This is a genomic window from uncultured Brachyspira sp., assembly GCF_944390845.1.
GTDB classification, from domain to species: Bacteria; Spirochaetota; Brachyspiria; order Brachyspirales; family Brachyspiraceae; genus Brachyspira; species Brachyspira pulli.
On sequence record NZ_CALXRM010000022.1, the window covers coordinates 13,200 to 34,151 of the forward strand.

The following is a 20,952-nucleotide window of genomic DNA, read 5'->3' on the forward strand; positions in this document are numbered from 1 at the left end:
AATATAAGGCTTCACTTACCGTGCGTTTGAAAAAACTGAGATATTGATTAGTACTTATTATATAAATAAAAATAGAAGATTTGTTCAAAATACTAATAGCAGTACAATAGAAATATAACAATAACATAAAAAAGTAAAAAATAACTATATCAATTTTTTTAAAAGATATATATTATTTTCCCAATTGTAAACTTAAATTTGTGTATATATTTATTAAACTATGAATTTATGAATAATATTTTATTAAGGGTAGTATATGATTATATTAGTATATTCAATGCCATTTTTAATTTATTTATGCTCTAGTATATTTAGTACAGTTTTAGTTATAAATGCATCAAAAGCAATGGCAACACCATTCTTTATATCATTAATAGGCGTTTCCTATGGTACAGGAATGATGGTAAGTGCAAGTATATTCTCTAAATTTAAAATACCAAAAAGAATATACCCAAAACTATTATATACCGAAGCATGTTCACAAATAGTAATATCTATTTTATGCTTAATATATTTGCCTAAAGAAATGTTTCTTTTGTACTCATTCTTGTTTGGAGCAAGCGTTACTATATTCTTTGTATGCTTTCAATCATTATTGGATTCAGTTTCAAAAGACTTGCCTATAAGAATAAGCAGCGGACTATTTATATTCTCCTGGACTTTAGGACTCGCTGTAGGCCCTACTATTACAGGCTTCATATATAAATTAAATCCTAATATAGGTTTTATGATAGTTATATTGATGAGCTTACTTATATTCAGTTTTTTCTATATGTCAAGACACTTACACTTCAAACCTAAACACCATAAATGGGAAGAACCTTTTATGAGAGCCCCAAGATATAAAGTATATGTTGGCTGGCTTATAATATTCGTTGGTGCTGAAGTGCTTCATACTTTAAGATTCATGTTCTTGGATTACGGAATAAAAGAATCAGGACTCTCTGAAACTACTGCCGCAATATTGGTTGGAAGCTTATCAGCATTTATGTCATTAGGGTCATTGATTAGTGCTTTTTATTTAAGATTCTTAGAGAAGAAAAGAGTATTTACTATAGTTGGATTATTAACACCGGCTGCTTTAACATTGATACTTCTCACTAAAAATTTCTGGATATTTTTAATAGCATTTATGTTTTTGGGATTCGTAAGCGGATTCGGATATTTCTTCGGACTTTATTATGCATTGGCAGATCAGGAAAACGGGCCTAATAATGTTGCAGTTAATGAAGCTTTGACTGGTGTTGCAGCTTTAATAATGCCTTTTGCTGTTGGATATTTGGCTTCTCATTTTTCATATTTCTTTGGATTTTTATTTATGATGATAATATCTACAGTATGCTATATAATAGCCATATATATAATGTGGCAAAAAAGAAGAACAGCAATTATAAGAGAAAAGATGTATAATCTAATACAGAAAGCTGATGAACCATATAAAAATAGTTAAAAAATAAATAATACTTTATAGTGTATTTACAGCACTATAAAGTATTATAATGTATATAAATAATTAAATAGCTTCTATATTTCTAGCAGCCACTATATCAACACCTACAACATTATGAAGAACAACATCTCCAATACGAATAGGAGCTTGAACCTCTACAGTTTTTAAAGCCTCTAAACATTCATTGATTTTTGATTTGTCTATAGGCTCTTTAGTTTTCACTGGAAGCATTTTTAATTTTCCGTTTTTTACTTTAACTATAGAAGTAACCATTCTTACAGGACGTACAACTTCATCTCTGGCATAAGTGTCGCCTCTCTTGCAAGTATTTCCGCTTACACTTAAAACATTAGTTCCTTCTAACTCCACAGATAAAGCACAGCCCATAGGACAACATATACAAGTTAATTCTTTTTTTTCCATAATGAATAAATCCTCAATAAAACATTATTAATATAATAATTATATTAATTATCTTCTATCTTAAACTCAATACTTTTTAAACCTTCTTTTGAAAGCATAGATTTATCAAGCTTCACAGTTTCCATTTCACCAGGAGCAAATATCAAATGCTTTTTATGTATCACTCTCTCACCATCAAAATAAACATTCAAAAATTTGTTTTTAAATATATTACCTACTCTGAATCTCACCATAACATGATCATCTACATTTTCAGTATTAATCATAGAAGGAACAGTATATCTAACACCATTAGAACCTTTCAAAGAAATAGAGTTGCTGTCATTTCTTCTTTTGTTTTTAAGAACATAAGAAGCGGCACTCTTTCCTGCAGTTTCAGCTTCTTCAGATACGAAGTCTACTAAGTCATGAACATGAAGTACATTACCACATGAGAATACTCCATCAATACTAGTTTCTAAACTTTCATTAACTATAGCACCTGAAGTAATAGGATTAATCTCAACACCAATCTCTTTTGAAAGCTCATTTTCAGGAATAAGACCAACAGATAAAAGCAAAGTATCGCAAGAATAATATTCTTCAGTTCCTTTAATAGGCTTCATATTCTCATCAACTTTAGCTATTGTAACACCTTCAAGCCTGTCCTTTCCTTTAATATCAACAACTGTATGACTAAGTTTAAGAGGTATTCCGAAATCGTCCAAACATTGAACTATATTTCTTTTAAGACCTCCGGAGAAAGGAAGTATCTCAGCTACTACTTTAACTTTAGCACCTTCAAAAGTCATTCTCCTAGCCATAATAAGTCCTATATCACCAGAACCAAGTATAACAACTTCTTTACCAGGCATATATCCTTCGATATTAACTAAATGCTGAGCAGCACCGGCAGAAAATATTCCAGCAGGTCTGAATCCCGGTATATTCAAAGCTCCTCTTGAACGCTCACGACAGCCCATAGCTAAAATTACAGCTTTGGCATTGATCTCAACTAAACCTTCTTCTTTATTTATATAAATAATTTTTTTAGTTTTATCATTATTGAGTACAATATCCAAAACCATAGTATTAAGCTTATAATTGATATTTAAATCATAAACTTTTTCTATGAATCTATAAGCATATTCAGGCCCTGTAAGCTCCTCTCCAAATCTATGAAGTCCAAAACCATTATGTATGCATTGATTGAGTATGCCTCCAAGTACGGCATCTCTTTCCAACATAAGTAAATTATCTATTCCATTTTCTTTAGCAGAAATGGCAGCGGCAAGTCCGGCAGGTCCTCCGCCTATAACAACAACATCATAAGATTCCATTTTTACTCCATTTATTTTTTATATACAAAAAATTTTTAAGTTTATTAATTTTTTGCTGTTCTTTTTCCCGTTACTTCGCCAAGAACCATACGAAGTACGCCTCGCGGCGAAACTGCAAGACTATATATTTTTATATAAAAATATATTATACAAAATACTAATTATTAAAAAGTTTCCTTGTCATAACCAATAACTATTTCTGAACCTTTGCCGCATTTTGTAATAGTTATAGGTGAAACATTAAGTTCTCTAGCTAATATCTCTATTATCTTAGGAGAACAGAATCCTCCCTGACATCTTCCAAGTCCTGCTCTCACTCTCCTTTTTACTCCGTCAAGAGATTTAGCACCTATAGGTCTTTGTATAGCCTCTACTATCTCGCCTTCAGTTACCTTTTCACATCTGCAAATTATATGTCCGTATAAAGGATTTTCTTTTATAAGATCATTTTTCTCATCATTAGAAAGAGCATTAAAATGTGTTATTCCTTTTCTTTTTTCTATAAAGTTTTCTTTCTTTTCTAAATTAGCTTTTTTACTTACTATATCAGCAACCATAAGACCAACAGCAGGAGAAGAAACAAGTCCAGGAGATTCTATTCCAGCACAGTCAAAAAATCCTTCGCAATCCTCAAGTTCTTTTATAATGAATTCATGATTATCTTCATGAGGACGAAGTCCGCAGAATGAAGTAATAACTTTATTATAAGGAATATTTTTCACTGTCATTTTGGATTTCTCTATAATCTGAGCAAGTCCGTCAGCAGTTGTATTTAAGCCCTCTTTATCTTCTATATCAATAGCAGTAGGTCCAAGCATTATATTACCATGAGCTGTAGGAGTAACTAAAATACCTTTTCCTAATTTTGTAGGCAAAGCAAATATTGTTGAAGTTACTAGATTATCAACTTCCTTATCAAGTAAAATATAATCTCCCCTTCTAGGAGTTATATGTATTTTATTTGCACTCATCATATTATGGAATTTATCTGCATAAACTCCAGCAGCATTTACAATATATTTTGTCTTTATAGTTCCGTTATTAGTTTCAGCTTCAAAAGTTCCGTCATCAAGTTTTCTTATATTTATAACTTCAGTATTAAATTTAAACTCCACTCCATTAGCATAAGCATTCTCAGCATAAGCAATATTCAAAATAAAAGGATCAACTATACCTCCAGTAGGAGCATACAAAGCCGCACATACATTATCATTTAAATTTGGTTCTTTCTTATGAACTTCTTCTCTGTTTAATATTTGAAGTCCTTCTACTCCGTTTTTTATTCCTCTATCATATATAGCCTGTAAATTAGGCATATCTTCTTCATTAGTGCATACTACCAAAGAACCATTCTGTTTGAAAGGCACATCAAGATCTTTTGCTATTTTTGTCATCATCTTATTGCCTAAAACATTTAATTTAGCCATAAGAGAACCATTTGCCGCATCAAAACCCGCATGCACTATACCGCTGTTAGATTTTGAAGTACCAACACATACGTCCTCCCCTCTTTCAACAACGCATATATTGGCTTTATATCTGGCTAATTCTCTTGCTGAAGAAGCACCAGATACACCAGCACCTATTATCAATATATCATACATATCATAATCCTTATATATTAGATGTAATACTATTCTATAAATCAAAAAGCATTTGAAGTATAAGCATCAAAAAATGTAATAGCTATTTTATTTTTATATTTGCATATTAATACCTAGTTTTATAAGTATTAATATGCAAACCATTAATATTCAGAAAAAATTATAAAGCCCAGCCTCTTGATCTCTCAACAGCTTTTTTCCAGCCCATATATTTTTTATTACTCTCTTCTTCAGAAAGTGAAGGTGTAAATTCTCTTTCCAATTTCCACCTGTTAGAAATTTCATCTTTATCTTTCCAGAATCCAACAGCAAGACCAGCTAAATAAGCGGCACCTAAAGCGGTAGTTTCTGTTATTTGAGGACGTAAAACTTTAGTATTAATAATATCAGATTGGAACTGCATTAAGAAATTATCTCTGCAAGCTCCGCCGTCAACTTTTAATGAAGCAAGTTTAACACCGCTGTCAGCAACCATAGCATCAATAACATCTTTACTTTGATAAGCTATAGCTTCTTCAGCTGCTCTTATTATATGGCTTCTATTAACGCCTCTAGTAATACCAACTAAACAGCCTCTTGCATACATATCCCAATAAGGAGCACCAAGTCCTACAAATGCAGGTACTAAATAAACACCATTAGTATCTTTTACTTTTGTAGCAAAATATTCTGTATCTTTAGCATCATGAAGAAGTCTTAATTCATCACGTATCCATTGTATAACAGCACCAGCTATAAATACAGAACCTTCCAAAGCATATTCAATCTTTCCTTTATATCCAATACCTATAGTAGTAATTAATCCGTTTTTACTTAAAATGAAGTTTTCTCCAATGTTCATTAATATAAAACTACCTGTACCATAAGTATTTTTAGTATCGCCTTTATTGAATCCAGCCTGTCCGAATAATGCTGACTGTTGGTCTCCAGCTATACCTGCTATAGGAACTTCTACACCATTAATATTAGCATATCCATAAACACAAGAAGAATCTTTTACCTCTGGAAGCATGCTTTTAGGTATATTTAATTCTCTTAAAATGTTTTCGTCCCATTTTAATTCTTTGATATTATATATCATAGTTCTTGAAGCATTAGTATAGTCTGTAACATGAACTTTACCGCCTGTAAGCTTCCATACTAACCAAGTATCTATTGTACCGAATAATAAGTCGCCTTTGTCAGCTTTTTCTCTTGCTCCAGGAACATTATCAAGTATCCATTTTATTTTAGTACCTGAGAAATAAGCATCTACAACCAAACCTGTATTTTCTCTTATATATACATCAAGACCTTTTTGCTTCAATTCATCACAAATAGGAGCAGTCCTTCTACATTGCCAAACTATAGCATTATAAACAGGCTCTCCTGTATTTTTATCCCAAACTACTGTAGTTTCTCTTTGATTAGTTATACCAATAGCTGCTATTTCTTCCGGCTTAACTCCAGCAATTTGTATAGCTTCTTGCAAAACACCAAATTGTGTAGCCCAAATTTCAGCAGCATTATGTTCTACCCAGCCATCATGAGGATAAATTTGAGTAAATTCTTTTTGTGCCACAGAAACCATATTTTGATCATAGTCAAATACTATGGCTCTGCTGCTTGTTGTACCTTGATCTATTGCAACTACATATTTTGACATAGTTAAAACTCCTTTATAATTAATTAAAATAATAATATATAAACTATTTATTGAAGTTTATCTTTAGCCAATGACTTTCCTATTGTGAAATCATATAAAACAGCACCTAAAACAGCTCCTACTATAGGTCCTATTATAGGAACTATCCATACATTAGTTCCATCTGTAAGTCCGTTATTTTTAAATCCTGCAACAACGGCAAAAAGTCTAGGTCCTAAATCTCTTGCAGGGTTTATAGCATAACCATGCATAAATCCGAATGACATACCTATAACAACTATTATAAGTCCAACTATTAAGTATCCTAAATTAGAACCTGCTGGTGTATTATTAGCATCTCCTGTTGCAAGAATTAAGAATACAAGTATAAATGTTCCTACTACCTGATCTATAAAACCTGGTAAGAATCCTGGAACAGCTGGGAAAGTTGTAAATACTCCGGCTGTAGTAGCGAATGTAGGATCTACTTCTATCCATTTAGCATAATAAACAGCAAATGTTACAGCAGCACCAAGGAAACATCCTATCATCTGAGCTATAACATAATACCATACTTTATTCCAAGGAAATCTTCCTGTAACAGCTAATGCTAAAGTAAGTGCAGGATTTAAATGAGCACCGCTTATTTTTCCTGATACATAAGCACCAAACATAACAGCAAGTCCCCAAGCTATATGAATATTAACTGGAGCTCCGTTATTACATACTACTACTGAAGCAACAACTCCGCATCCCAATAAAATTAGAAAGAAAGAACCTATTAATTCGGCTAAAAATTCAGCTTTTTTACTATACATAAAATTAACCTCCATACATAAAAAATAATAATAAATAATAACTAATTTTTATAACCAAATATATTAAAAATTAATTAATTCCGCCAACTCTATATTGTTCACATACAGGACATCTTTTAGGTGCCTTAGAATCTTTATGAACATATCCGCATTTTGGACATTGCCATTTATCAAGATTAGTACTGCTTCCATCTAGGTACTGCTCAAACATCTTTTTATGTCCTTCTTCTATTTTTGCAACATGTTCAAAAAGCATAGCTATATCTGTGAATCCTTCATCTTTAGCAATTTTAGCAAATTTTAAATACATATCTTCAGATTCATAAGTTTCGCCTGCGATAGCATCTCTTAAATTTTCATCTTTCGATAAAATTCCATGGTATCTTTCAAACCATAATTTACCATGTTCCTGCTCATTTCTTGAGGCTTTTTCATAGGCTAATGCTAGATTTTCCATTCCTTCTTCTCTAGCTTTTTCAGCATAGTACATATATTTGCACCTAGCCATAGCTTCTCCCATGAATGCAGTTTTTAAATTTTCAGCTGTTTTTGATGTTTTTAAATCCATTTTTTTCCTCCTTAAAATCAATATATCCTATGTTAACAGTATAGAAATTTTATTACTGAAATATATATCTTTACCTAAAAAAAAATATTTTTTTATTAATTTTAAAATTAGAAAATAATCTCATTTTATAAAATAAATTTAAACTTTTGATATTTTTACATCTACCTAGTATATGTATTTTTTGTATAGAAAAATGAAAAAATTATAAAAATATGAAAATATATTAATAATATTAATAAAATATACCAATACCTAGAAACGGTATAGAACTATAAATCAAAATCACACATTTTATACATTACTTTTGATTATTTCATCTTTTTTAAATTATCATTATAAAGCATTACCACACATAGAAAAGCCAATACTGATAAAACTGCACCGCCTAAGCCTACCCATCTTATACCAAAATTATCAAATATACAGCTTCCTACAAATGAACCTAAGGCTATGCCGAAATTAAATGAGAAAGAATTATTTGATGATGCCAATGTTAAACAGGCTGGATAATCCCTTTCTGTGAAATCTAGTATATTCAATTGTACTGGTGAATTCATTAAATACATTAAAAATCCTATTATAAGTATTACTATAGAAGAACTTACTGCATTCAATAATGCAAAAGGAAGAACTATCATACATAGGAATTGAAGCATAAATATGAATCTTAATCTATATACTCCATTATGTTCTGCCAATTTACCAGAAAGCAAATTACTAAATAAAACTGTAACACCAAATATAAGAAGTGCTATACTAATATATTTATTTGGTATATGCACATAATCAAGAAAAATAGGCTTCAAATAAGTATAAAGTACATAAGAAGAAGCTGCCCCAAAAAGTATTGTAAATGTACTTAATATGAATCTGCTGTCTTTAAATAATACAAACTGACCTAGTAATTTTACCTTATGAGTTACTGTCTTTCTTGGTAAGGTAATAAACATCAAAATAAGCATTACAGCACTGAATATAGATATAAATACAAATGAAGATCTCCAGCCAAAATAATAACTTAATGTTGTGCCTATTGGAACCCCAAATATAGATGCTATGCTGAATCCTGAATAAATCCATGCTACAACCATAGGTCTTTTTTCTTTAGTTGATACATAAGGGCTAAATGATATGGAAACTGATATTAAAGACCCTGAAATTATGGCTATAATCATTCTTAAAACAAGTAAGAAAAGATAATTATTCGCTAATGAACATAAGAAATTTGCTATTATAAATAATATACTAGCAAATACTATGAAATTAAATCTATTAAATTTACCTGCTATTGCCGCTGAAAATGGCGTACATATAGAATATGCTAAAGCAAACATGGATACAAGTCCGCCTGCTTTTACTTCTGTTATATTAAAGCTATCTGCTATTTCTGTTAATACTCCAATTACTATAAACTCACTTGTGCCAAGGGCAAAACTAAGAAGAACTAGAGATATTATAGCTAATAATTTATTTTCCTCTTTATTTTCAATTACTTCATTATTATTTTCAGACATAATCTAACTCTTAAAAAAAATCACAAGTAGTAATATATTATTTTTGCAAAAAATTCAATTATATTATATAATTTTTTTTAGAGTTTTATTATGAAAAATGCAAATAAATCAGAAGAATATTTTAATATAGCAAAAGAAAAAGAAGAACAAGGCCTATACCAAGAGGCTTTATTATATTATACAAAATCGGTAGAAGAAGACCCTAATAATATAGAAGCATATTTTTGTATGAATTTAATAAATTCATATCTTGAATTTGATAGTAATCAAATTTCACAAAAACGTACAAATCTTCTAAGTATTTTCAATGATTTTGATTTATTAGATTAATAATCATCATAAATATTTTCCTAATTCTTTATAAAGCTCTAATGCAAATACATTATGTCCATTCTCACTTAAATGAACTCCGTCAAAATATATATCTTCATATTTATTTGATTTGAAAATATTATTCATAAACATATTATAAACATCTATGCTTTTTATATTATTTTCTTTCGTATATTCATTAATCCAAGATACATATTCTTTTAAAGTATTTTCAAATCCATCTAAATTATCAGCTTCAAAAAAAGTGAATATTTCTTTTATAAATGGTATAGGAGTAAAAAGTATTATATCAACATTATTTTTATTAGAAATGTCTACTATCAATTTTATATTATTTTTTATTTTATCAATATTTTGAAACATAAAAATATCATTTACGCCGCCCATAAGTATTAATAAATCAGCATTTTCATTCAAGCAATCTCTTTCGAATCTGGCAATCATTCCTGAAGTAGTATCTCCGTTAATACCTTTATTGATAATATTAATCTCCTTACTATCTTCCGCAAATTTATTATTCAAAATAGAAGGCCATACTTTCTTCCTACTAATCATATAACCGTAAGTAGTACTGTCTCCCAAACAAACCACATTTCTCATAAAATCAATTTCCTTCAATATTTATTTACTATTATTATATACTGAACTTTTTTAAGTTTGTCAACCGTAAATTACAGCACTTTCCCGCACGGTAAGCAAATCCTTATATATAAATTAAATACAATTAACAATTACTCTATATAGTTTATTTTATTCAGCGTGCGGTATAGGCATAACAAATTTAAATAAAACTTTGGTGGGTATTAAAATAACAATTAAAAATAAAAAGGAAAATACAGTAAAAATAACATAAAAAAATTTTTTATATATAGGGTGGGATTTAAAATAAAGCTTTAAAACCTATTTACATTTGCCCGCCCTCTATCTTTATTATTTTATATGCAATTCTTAATTTTATATTCTTTATTGTTAAAAAAAATGTTAACGCCCGCCCAAATGATTTTTAAATTTAAAATCTATTTAACGCACGGTTAATGAATTTTTAATTATATGTTCAAATTATAATTTTAAATTGTATTATATTGTTAATTTTATTCAACGTGCGGTATCAGCAATATAACATACATTTTTCTATTTAAATAAATATCCTTTTGATGTATTATACAAAAACAAATTTTTATATTCGGAGAATTTAATATATGAACAATTTTTCTAGTTTAAGTGATACATTAACTTTAAATAACGGCTATAAAATTCCTTGTGTAGGTTTCGGTACTTGGCAAACTCCTGACGGTGAAGTTGCAATACAATCTGTAAAAGATGCAATATCTTTAGGATACAAACATATTGATACTGCTGCCATATATGGAAATGAAATAAGTATTGGAAAAGCAATAAAAGAAAGCAATGCAAACAGAAATGAATTATTTATTACAAGCAAAGTATGGAATAAAGAAAGAGGATATCAAACTACATTGAAAGCTTTTGAAAAAACTCTTAATGATTTACAGCTTGATTATCTTGATTTATATTTAATTCACTGGCCTGCTGCTCAAAATCAATTTAAAGACTGGGATAATATAAATTTAGAAACTTGGAGAGCTATGACAGAACTTTATAAGACTGGTAAAATTAAAGCAATAGGTGTTTCTAATTTTATGCCTCATCATTTAAAATCATTAATGGAAACAGAAATTAAACCTATGGTTAATCAAATAGAATTCCATGTAGGTTTTATGCAGGAAGAAACATTCAAATACTGTAAAGATAATAATATATTAGTGGAAGCTTGGAGTCCTCTTGGTACAGGAAGAATGCTTAATAACAGCACATTAAAAGAAATAGCTTCAAAATACAATAAATCTGTTGCTCAGCTTTGCATACGTTGGTGCTTACAAAATAATACTTTACCTTTACCTAAATCAGTAACATCTGCACGCATAAAAGAAAATACAGAAGTTTTCGATTTTGTTATAAACGATGAAGATATGAAAACTATCAATGCTATGGAATATTTTGGAGGATCTGGACTTAATCCTGATAAAATAGATTTCTAATATTTATAATTTTAGTATATTACAACGCACGCTGAACTGTATTAAAAATAGAAACTAATTAATAATATAATTATAGAATAAAATACATTCACCGTGCGTTAATCAAATTCTTAAACTAATAACAACTTGGGTGGGTGCTACAATAAAAAAATAAAGTAATCAAGAATGATGAAACTAAAAATTCAAATTAAATTATAAAACCTAAAGGGCGGGAAATGAAAATAAAACAATAATGAAAAAATATAATAGTTTATATTTCTTCATTATCAAATTCAGATACAATATATTTATTGAAATCATCTTTAGTACATGCAAAAGATTCTTTAAATAAATATCCTTCAAATATATACATATTCAAAAAATCTTTATTTTTAAATATTGTATAATCACACATATCTGCTATATGTTCAGCAATATTTTTTTGATCAATATCTTCATTTTCTATTTCTTCAATTTTATTATAAACCAAGATATAATAAACATTTTCCAATGAAAATTTTAAACTTTCTATTATATTTAAATCTTTCAAAAGTATATATGTATCATAAACTTTTTGATATACTTCTTCTTTTTTTATTAATTCAGGCGAACCATTTTTAAATTCTATTAAATATATCTTATCATCATTAAATTTATAAATTGCATCTGTGGCTTTTAATCTGTTTGTACAAAAACATTTTTTATTATAGGCATTCTTTAATTTATCACCATTGACAACAATGCTTAAAGATTCTGTCATAAATGTTTTTATACCATTATCTTTTCTTCTTGAAGTTCTTTTTAATGTATCTTCAATATCAATATCATTTAATTTTTCGTATATTACTGATTTTATATATTTTAAAGAATTTTCTGTCATTTATTCATCTCTTCTTCATATCTCATATTCTTTAAAATTTCCAAAGGCTCATACATCTTTTTATAAATTATATTTAAATTATCATTAACATTTTTGAATATTACATTAGATTGATTTTCAGATAATTCTGTAATATAGAAATTCACTCTTTCATATATATTATGCCTTTTTGAAAATCTATTAATAGCTTCCAAAAAATAATGACTATGAGTTGTTATAGTGATTGTTAAATTAAAATATTTCTGTAATAAAACTATTAACTCTGCATAAATAAGCTGCCATTTTGGGTGAAGATGTATTTCAGGCTCATCTAATATAAGAACATCTTTTTCATTTAAAGAACCATTTTCTAAAAGCCTTTTTATGATGACAAAAGATTTTAAGCCTGCTGAAAGATTTCCCAATTTTATTTCAATATCATTTTCATTGTAATGCAAATATAAATCATCATCTTTATTTATTATTTTTGCATTCATAACACTGTTAAGTACATCATAAACTTTTTCTAAAATCTCTTTATTCTTTACTGAATCAAATACATTTTTATTATCAGCGGATACAAAATCATGTATAGTTTTTTCTAAAATAAAATTATCAGTATCAATATCACCATTTATATAATTTATGATAAATGGATTATCAATATAAAATGCATTATGAATAATATTAAAATCAGATTCAAATTTTACACACTCATCATTTTTAAATTCTATATTCATTTTTTGATTTTTTATTTCCAACTCTAATTCAGCGTTTCCATTTTTATTGAATAAATTATTAATTTGATATTCAAAAATATTACCAAAATAATCACTCATTATTTGAAATTTTAATTTATCTTCAGATATAGACATAACTTTCAATATATCATCTACAGCTTTATAAATTGTTTCATCACTTATATCATTAATAATTCTATCAGGAATATTTTTTTTCAATATATTATACAACTTATCTCTATTTATCTCATTATATAGATAGTCTACATTATTAAATATATTATCCATTATTTCAAAATAATGATGCTCTATTTCATTTTTAAAAATATATCTAATTAAAGATTGATACAATTTTCTTCTAAAATCATTTCTTATACGAACTTTTTTGAAATTATCATAATTAAATATAGAAAATAAAATCTTTCCTATTGTACTTTTACCTGTATCATTATCGCCGCATATTACAGTTATACCGTCTATATTTATATCTGCTTTTTCTATCTTGGCAAAATTAGATATCTTTAATTTCATGAACATTTATCCTAAATACCCATATTATCGTAAAAAAATATACTTCCATTATAAATAAAAAATACCCAATTTTATACAAACAATTTTCTAAATAATTTTATATTGAAAAATTATTCCTGAGTTACTAGCTTTTCTTCGCTGTCATTAACCTTGCCGTCTTTATCTACTTTTACAGTAAATATTTTTGATACACCTTTTTCTTCTGCAGTTATACCATAATATGCATCAGCAATAGTAGCAGCTACCTCATCATGCGTAATGATTAAGAATTGAGTTTTATCGGAAAGATTTTTTACCATGTTTTTGTATCTTATGATGTTCGCTCCATCAAGTGCCGCATCAACCTCATCAAGTATACAGAAAGGACTAGGACGATACAAGAATATAGCAAACACTAAAGCAAGCCCTGTCATGGTAAGCTCACCGCCTGAATAAGATACTATGTTCTCCATCTTTTTGCCCGGCGGCTGAGCGAATATATCTATAGGACTATTTAATAAATCTTCTTCATTTTGTATTCTTAAACCAGCATTACCGCCGCCGAATAAGATTTTGAAAGTTTCAGAGAATTTTTTATTTATTTCATTGAATGTCTTTAAGAAATCCTCACCTGCTTTCTTATTGGCATCTACTATGATTTTTAATATTTCTTCTTTTGACTTCTCTAAATCATCTCTTTGTTTTGTTAAAAACTCGAATCTTGTTTTAGCTTCCTGATATTCATCTAAAGCCATTTCATTAATATGACCTAAATTCTTTATTCTATCATTAATAGTATTTAATTTATTTCTAAATGAATCTTCATCTATTAAATTTTGAGTATTTTCCTCAAACTCTTTCAAATTAAGAGCATAGTTTTCATAGAAATGAGTATATATATCATTAATTTTATCTTTACTTTGATTTATTCTTTCACTAACTCTTGTAATGTTTTCATTTATCTCATTTAATTTTTTTACACGCTTAGCATGATTTACTTCAAAATTAGATAATGCAGATTCAGCTTTTTTAATTTCATTAGCTTTATGTCTTGATTCGCTTTCTGTTTTTGATTTCTTCTTTTCTAATTCTTTATAGCTTATAGAGTTTTGTTTATATTCTTCATTAAGCTTTTTATAATCTTCTTCAAGTCTATTGATCTTTTCGTTAAGAGTGGTGAACTCATCTTCTATAATCTGCATACTTTTTATTATCATCTCTTTTCTATCTTCAGATGCTTTTCTGTTAGTTTCGTATTTAGCTCTTTCTATAGTAAGAGTTGTAAGTATAGAATTGGATTTATTAATATTTTCTGTAGATGTTTTTATTTCATTATTAATTTCTTCTATCTTTTCTAAATTAGTTTTTATTAAATTTTCTAAATCGGCAATTTCTTTATCTATTGCTTCTTTTTGCATATATGTACCCTCTTTATCAAAAAGCAAATCAACAAAAGGGTCTTTTATTTTAGTATACTCTTTAAATATACCTTGCAAAAATAATGCATCTTTCTTTTCTGTATCTAAACTATCACCTAAATTTCTAATAAAACTTGATAATGATGTAAAATTAATATCATTTAAATTTGAAAGCACACCCTCATCTTCAAACTCTTTTATAGTTTTCATTTTGGTGTTAATAGCATTAAGCAAATTATTGAATCCTATATCAATGTCAGTTTCATGCTTTCCGATATTTTGATAAAAGCTGTTTCCCATAATATCTTTTTTCTTTTCATCAATTTCAGTTATAATTTTATTGATAACTTCTAATTGTCTCTCTCTGGCATCTGCTATTTTTATAGTAGCATTTTGATTATCTTGTGTTATGCTTGATATTTGATCATTCAATGCTGCTATTTTATTTTGTTCATTAGCTATATTGTTTTCTTCTGCTTCCTGTTCTTTTAAAGACTTTTCTATATTTTCTGCAATAGTTTTTACATCTTCTTCAAGCTCTGCTATTTGTTTTTTATCTTCTTCTATTCTTTTTAAAAGAGTATTTTTTCTGTTTACAGTTTCTTCTTTATCTTTGCTGGCATTATCAAGCTGATTTTTCAATTGATTGCCCATCTTCTCTATATGGGTAAGCTCTGTAACAATTAATGATACTTGCTTATCAAGTTCTATAGACAAACTTCTAGTTTCTTCAAATTTCAAAAGTTCCTGCTGTTTCTGTTTATCTAAATCCTGCAATTCTTTTTCTAATTCTTGTTTCTTATTTGTATGTTCTTCAAGAGTTTTATTCTGATCTTCTAATGTAATTTTTAATTTTTTTACTTGATTGACATTCAAACTTATAGTAATTTTTTTATGTTCATCTTTAAGGTTATAATATTTTTCTGTTCTTGCTGCCTGATCTTTTAAAGACTTATAATGTTTTTCAGCATTTTTTATTTCTATTTTTACATTATCTAAATTTCTTTCTGATTCTTCAAGCTTTTTAGTAGCTTCCCTTCTTCTTTCAAGATATTTACTGATTCCTGCCGCATTTTCAATAATGCTTCTTCTTTCTTCAGGCTTTTGCTTTGCTATTTCTGAAACAGTACCCTGCTTAATAACTGAATAAGCATTTTTTCCGAGTCCAGTATCCAAAAACATATCAACTATATCTTTTAAACGAACCTGTTCATCATTGATATAATATTCGGATAAACCTTTTCTATAATATTTACGTGTAACAATAACTTCGTCTATATCGTACTTTTTTATCCATCTTGATTTATTATCCAAAGTGAGAGCCACTTGAGCAAGTGAAGATGGTTTTCTGGTATCTGTACCATGGAATATAACACTTTCAAGACCTTTAGAGCTGTCTATTCTTAATCTGCTTGCGGACTGCTCGCCCATAACCCATAGAAAAGCCTCTACTATATTGCTTTTACCTATTCCATTAGGGCCAAGCACTACAGTAACGCCTTCATTGAACTCAATATTAGTCTCTATGGCAAATGATTTGAATCCATGCAAATTAAGATTCTTTATATACATCTCTTTTCCTGTCTTACCTTAGTATCTGTTTGTAATTATACAATCCTATTAAAAAATAATCAATTATTAAATAGACAATATATAAAAACACTATAAATTTATTTGTTTTTATATGTTATTAGTCCTGCTTATTTTCGGTATAATGCATAGTAAATATGAAGACTATGGTAATTTTGTTATGATAAAATATTAATTTTAATGTGTTTTTTACGAGATGAAAAAACTATCATTTTATAGGAAATTCAAAAATATATAGCTAATACAAGGATAATTTGTATCATATAAAATGATATGCAATTATATATTGATTATTAGTTAAACTTTTTATTTTAAATATTGACATTATAATTTAATATTTTATAATATTTTTATGAAAAGAATATTTACTTTATTAAATAATACACTCGACACTCGACACTCGACACTCGACACTCGACACTCGACACTCGACACTCGACACTCGACACTCGACTAATAATGTAAACCTTTCAAAAAAATCAATATCATATAAATATCATAACAATTCTAAAAAAATATATTTTCCTTTATACTCCTTTCAGTCAATATTGGCATTGCAAATAATTTTAAAACTTTATTTATATAATTCAATCAAAAAACAATCATTAGTAATAAAAAAATATCAAAATTTTATTATTACATATTTTCTAAATTTTTTTAGAATGCTTTTTTACTATGATAAAAACATTTTAAAAAATGTTCTTTATAAAAATTATCATTTACACAAGGAGTTCTAATATGAACAAAAAATTATTATCTATTCTTTTTACTTTATTTTTAGCAGGTATTTTATCTGTAAGCTGTTCAAATGCAGATAAAACAGGTTCAGGAGAAACAAAGCCTACAGGTATAGACAGCAAATATGCAGGTAATTGGATAGGAGGCGGAGATTTAGCTGGTCAAACAATTGTTATAAATGCAGACGGTTCAGCAAAAAATCAAACTGAGGGTGTTGATATGCCTGCTTCAAGTATAACTAAAAATTCTGATACTTCATATACAGCAAATTATACTCTTAATCCTAGCACTGGAGTTACAGTAAAAGGTACTATGAATATAGAATTTACTACTGATACTTCTGCTAATGTTAAAGGTCAAAATATAATTACTGACTCATACGGAACTTATCCTCAAAATATCAACGGCACTTTAACTAAACAGCAATAATCAATCGTGTTTTTATTTAGGGCTTGATTAATTATTAGTCAAGCCTTTTATTTTGCATTATTTTAAATTCACATAATTTAATCTAAAAACTTTATATCAAATTGGCTTATATAATCTCTCTTTTCATACATATCATCTTCTGTTATATTATCTATTACATAAACTAAAGTAGATATTTTCACTGTCTTTTTTACTATATTGTTTAAGTCCTCATTTATCTTTATAATGATTTTATTGTATTTGTTAATATAATCTTTTATATCTTTAGTGTTTTCTATATCATCAATAGTTTTATCAAAGAAAGCATTTATTTGTTTTACTTGGTTCTGAGCCTCTAATTTTATATATTCTTCTTTAAATGTATTAGAAACTTCTTCAAATGATTTTAATTCTTCATTTTTGGATATATTTATTTTGTTAATAAACATCTCTTTTATTTCTTTAATATTCAAAGCGATTTTCAAATAATTTTCATAAGTAATATTGTCAGTATTTTCTGATGATTCTTCAATAGTTTTTTCGGTAGTATTAGTATCTGACTGAACTAAATTGCTTGAACTATTTTTTTCAATGCTTGTATAAATTCTATCAAATTCTTCTATAAAAGTAATACATAGTTTCTGTTCAATATTATTTAATTTTGAAAAGCTGCCGCTGATACCATCGTTATAGTGTATATCAATTAAAGTTGAAGGTTCTGTATTGCTTAATTTCATTATATTGTTTTCAACTAAACATTCTGATAAAATTTTTAAGCATGATACGCTAGAATCAAATCTAGCTATTCTATTTTCATCTACAGCATATCTTAAATAAGAATTATAACCGTTCCCTATATTATACTTAGAATAATACATATAATTATAATTATAGTAAAATCCCATTTTAAGCATTGTTTCATATACTATTTCATCGTTATATTCTTTATTTAATTTTAATTCAATTCTCATAATATTTTTATACTCTCTTTTATGTTGTTTTATCATTATTATAGCATATTTACAATTTATTAAAACAAGGTTTTATAGTATTTTCTATACGCACGCTGTACAAAGCTATAGAATAAAGTGCATTAAAATTCTGAAATTATCTATAAATTAAATTCGGTTATCCGTGCGTTGAACAGACTCAAAAATTAATAAAAACTTGGGCGGTGTACTAGCCGTACGGGCTTGCCGAACGGTAAAGCTTTTTCTTACAGAAAGTACAATGTACGTTCGGGATAATGCATTTTAGTTTAAGCAGATTTTAAATTTAATAATCGCTTGGGTGGGGACTTCAAGTGATATTTCGAGCTGTGAAGGTAAATAAAATTATATTTCAGAACAAGTATAAAAGTTTAAAGGGTGGGATTTCTAAATAAAATAAAAAAGGTGACGACATGAAAACATATCATCACCTAAAAACAAATTATTAAAATTTATTATTTTTTAATTACTCTTGATCCTCTTTTTCATTTGACCAATTTTCTCTTGGTTCTTCTTTATCTTGAGGAGGCTCTTTTCCTGTTTGTAAATATTCAATAGCTGCTTTTAATTGCTTATCATAACGAAGATCATATATCTCTTTATAATTATCTAAATTACGTTCATTGTATATTAAACGCTCAAGCAAATAATCGCTAGCCATTATATTTTGATTTCTAAGTTCTTCTTTAAATGCTGGCAAAGCAGCAGCATCAGAACTTTCATTAGGGTACTTCTTAGCATAAGCACTTATTTGTCCGCCTTTTCTAAGCTCTGTTAAAGCTGTTATATCTGTACTGCTCAATTTAGGTTCTACAACAACATAATCTGGTGTTAAACCTCTGCCATGAAGTCTTCTTCCATTAGGTGTATAATAATGTGCTACTGTAAATTTGAAAGAAGTATTATCTCTAGTATCTAAAGGAAGTACATACTGAACACTAAATTTACCGAATGTTGTCTCACCTAAAAGTTTAGCTCTGCCGCTGTCCTGTAAAGCACCTGAAAGTATTTCAGAAGCAGAAGCACTGTATTGATTAACTAATACAAGCATATCGCCTTCAAGCCATTCATCGCCTTTTTTAGAAGCATAATAATCTTGGTTCTCGTTTTTAGTTCTTCCTCTTGTATAAACTATTTTACCTTCAGTTAAGAATTCTTCTACTATATTTATAGCAGTATCAAGTCTTCCGCCAGGATTGTTTCTTAAATCAAGAATAAGCTTCTTCATACCTTGTTTTTTAAGATCTATTAAAGTATTTTCTAAATCTCTAGCAGTATCATCACCGAAAGTAGTTATTCTTATATATCCTATAGTGTTATCAACCATTTTATATTTAACACTCTTTATTTCTATTATTGCTCTTGTAAGAGGATATTTAATAGGTTCAGCAACACCGTCACGTACTATAGTTAAAGTAACTTTGCTTCCCTCTTTACCTCTCATTATGTTTGCTGCATTATCAACTGACATATCTTTTGTGCTTTTTCCGTCTATCTCTGTAATGATGTCGCCTGATAATATTCCAGCCTTTTCACCCGGACCGTCTTCTATAGGAGAAACAACCATTAAACCTTTATCAGCATTTTTTGAAATTGAAAGCCCTACTCCGCCGTATCTTCCAGACATCTCTGTATTTAAAGCCTGATTCAATTCCTCATCAAGAAGGAATGTAAATGGGTCTTCTGTTGCTTCAAGCATACCTTTGATTGCACCGTACATAAGTTTTTTTGTTGTTACATTATTAGTATCAACGAAATTCTGCTGTAAAGTTGCAAATACCTTTTGGAATAATCTGCTGTAATAGTAAAAATCATTATCAGATTGAGCCTTACCCTGCTGAGCTATAGCAAGAGAAGGACTTTTAAAATTGAAAAAAGATATTGCTACTACAAAAATTAAAAGAAATATCCATAAAAGTCTTTCTTTGTTTTTCATCATGTTTTAAATCCTTATGAATAAAAATGTATTTACAATATGTAAGTGTATTTCAGAAAAAATTATATATAATAT

Annotated in this window: 17 protein-coding genes; 4 read left to right on the forward strand and 13 right to left on the reverse strand. The window is 28.1% G+C overall.

Annotation, left to right across the window (positions count from 1 at the left end):
• Positions 1 to 256: 256 nt before the first annotated feature.
• Positions 257 to 1,450 (forward strand): sugar MFS transporter, encoded by a 1,194-nt coding sequence (locus tag Q0K52_RS06230; RefSeq protein ID WP_297297589.1) that lies wholly within the window; start codon positions 257 to 259, stop codon positions 1,448 to 1,450.
• A 63-nt stretch (positions 1,451 to 1,513) separates the two neighbouring features.
• Here the strand turns inward: Q0K52_RS06230 and Q0K52_RS06235 are convergent, their stop codons facing one another.
• The 7 genes from Q0K52_RS06235 to Q0K52_RS06265 all read right to left on the reverse strand — a co-directional run bounded on the left by Q0K52_RS06235 (position 1,514) and on the right by Q0K52_RS06265 (position 9,320).
• On the reverse strand, positions 1,514 to 1,873 hold the full coding sequence (locus Q0K52_RS06235; RefSeq protein WP_297297591.1) for a DUF1667 domain-containing protein: 360 nt from the start codon (positions 1,871 to 1,873) through the stop codon (positions 1,514 to 1,516).
• A 44-nt stretch (positions 1,874 to 1,917) separates the two neighbouring features.
• Positions 1,918 to 3,192 (reverse strand): FAD-dependent oxidoreductase, encoded by a 1,275-nt coding sequence (locus Q0K52_RS06240; RefSeq protein ID WP_297297593.1) that lies wholly within the window; start codon positions 3,190 to 3,192, stop codon positions 1,918 to 1,920.
• A 164-nt stretch (positions 3,193 to 3,356) separates the two neighbouring features.
• Positions 3,357 to 4,796 carry an NAD(P)/FAD-dependent oxidoreductase gene (locus tag Q0K52_RS06245; protein ID WP_297297595.1) on the reverse strand — a complete coding sequence of 480 codons (1,440 nt, stop codon included), beginning with the start codon at positions 4,794 to 4,796 and terminating at the stop codon, positions 3,357 to 3,359.
• A 160-nt stretch (positions 4,797 to 4,956) separates the two neighbouring features.
• Positions 4,957 to 6,441 (reverse strand): glycerol kinase GlpK, encoded by a 1,485-nt coding sequence (gene glpK / locus Q0K52_RS06250; RefSeq protein ID WP_297297597.1) that lies wholly within the window; start codon positions 6,439 to 6,441, stop codon positions 4,957 to 4,959.
• Between the two features lie 47 nt (positions 6,442 to 6,488).
• Positions 6,489 to 7,238, reverse strand: coding sequence for an MIP/aquaporin family protein (locus Q0K52_RS06255; protein WP_297297599.1), 750 nt, complete (start codon positions 7,236 to 7,238; stop codon positions 6,489 to 6,491).
• 70 nt (positions 7,239 to 7,308) lie between these two features.
• A complete protein-coding gene (locus tag Q0K52_RS06260) occupies positions 7,309 to 7,806 on the reverse strand; it encodes a ferritin family protein (protein WP_297297601.1) in 498 nt (165 codons plus the stop codon).
• Between the two features lie 308 nt (positions 7,807 to 8,114).
• Positions 8,115 to 9,320, reverse strand: a complete 1,206-nt coding sequence (locus Q0K52_RS06265) for an MFS transporter (RefSeq protein ID WP_297297603.1) — start codon at positions 9,318 to 9,320, stop codon at positions 8,115 to 8,117.
• Between the two features lie 90 nt (positions 9,321 to 9,410).
• Here Q0K52_RS06265 and Q0K52_RS06270 point away from each other — a divergent pair, with 90 nt between their 5' ends.
• Positions 9,411 to 9,650 (forward strand): hypothetical protein, encoded by a 240-nt coding sequence (locus Q0K52_RS06270; protein WP_297297605.1) that lies wholly within the window; start codon positions 9,411 to 9,413, stop codon positions 9,648 to 9,650.
• Positions 9,651 to 9,656: 6 nt separating this feature from the next.
• Here the strand turns inward: Q0K52_RS06270 and Q0K52_RS06275 are convergent, their stop codons facing one another.
• Positions 9,657 to 10,253: a GDSL-type esterase/lipase family protein gene (locus Q0K52_RS06275; RefSeq protein ID WP_297297607.1), complete on the reverse strand. Its 597-nt coding sequence runs from the start codon at positions 10,251 to 10,253 to the stop codon at positions 9,657 to 9,659.
• A gap of 599 nt (positions 10,254 to 10,852) precedes the next feature.
• On the opposite strand from Q0K52_RS06275, the gene Q0K52_RS06280 reads away from it, so the two are divergent.
• A complete protein-coding gene (locus Q0K52_RS06280) occupies positions 10,853 to 11,710 on the forward strand; it encodes an aldo/keto reductase (protein ID WP_297297609.1) in 858 nt (285 codons plus the stop codon).
• 250 nt (positions 11,711 to 11,960) lie between these two features.
• Here Q0K52_RS06280 and Q0K52_RS06285 read toward each other — a convergent pair whose 3' ends face one another.
• From Q0K52_RS06285 to Q0K52_RS06295, 3 genes are all read right to left on the reverse strand, one after another.
• Positions 11,961 to 12,569 carry a hypothetical protein gene (locus tag Q0K52_RS06285; RefSeq protein ID WP_297297611.1) on the reverse strand — a complete coding sequence of 203 codons (609 nt, stop codon included), beginning with the start codon at positions 12,567 to 12,569 and terminating at the stop codon, positions 11,961 to 11,963.
• A complete protein-coding gene (locus Q0K52_RS06290; protein WP_297297613.1) occupies positions 12,566 to 13,819 on the reverse strand; it encodes an AAA family ATPase in 1,254 nt (417 codons plus the stop codon). Before Q0K52_RS06290 ends, Q0K52_RS06285 begins: the two co-directional genes overlap by 4 nt.
• 110 nt (positions 13,820 to 13,929) lie before the next feature.
• The gene (locus Q0K52_RS06295) at positions 13,930 to 16,788 is read right to left on the reverse strand and encodes an AAA family ATPase (RefSeq protein ID WP_297297615.1); all 2,859 of its coding nucleotides are present in this window, start codon (positions 16,786 to 16,788) and stop codon (positions 13,930 to 13,932) included.
• Between the two features lie 756 nt (positions 16,789 to 17,544).
• Here Q0K52_RS06295 and Q0K52_RS06300 point away from each other — a divergent pair.
• Positions 17,545 to 17,973: a hypothetical protein gene (locus Q0K52_RS06300; RefSeq protein ID WP_297297617.1), complete on the forward strand. Its 429-nt coding sequence runs from the start codon at positions 17,545 to 17,547 to the stop codon at positions 17,971 to 17,973.
• Between the two features lie 77 nt (positions 17,974 to 18,050).
• Here Q0K52_RS06300 and Q0K52_RS06305 read toward each other — a convergent pair whose 3' ends face one another.
• On the reverse strand, positions 18,051 to 18,923 hold the full coding sequence (locus Q0K52_RS06305) for a hypothetical protein (RefSeq protein ID WP_297297619.1): 873 nt from the start codon (positions 18,921 to 18,923) through the stop codon (positions 18,051 to 18,053).
• Between the two features lie 484 nt (positions 18,924 to 19,407).
• Positions 19,408 to 20,880: a S41 family peptidase gene (locus Q0K52_RS06310; RefSeq protein WP_297297621.1), complete on the reverse strand. Its 1,473-nt coding sequence runs from the start codon at positions 20,878 to 20,880 to the stop codon at positions 19,408 to 19,410.
• Positions 20,881 to 20,952 lie beyond the last annotated feature (72 nt).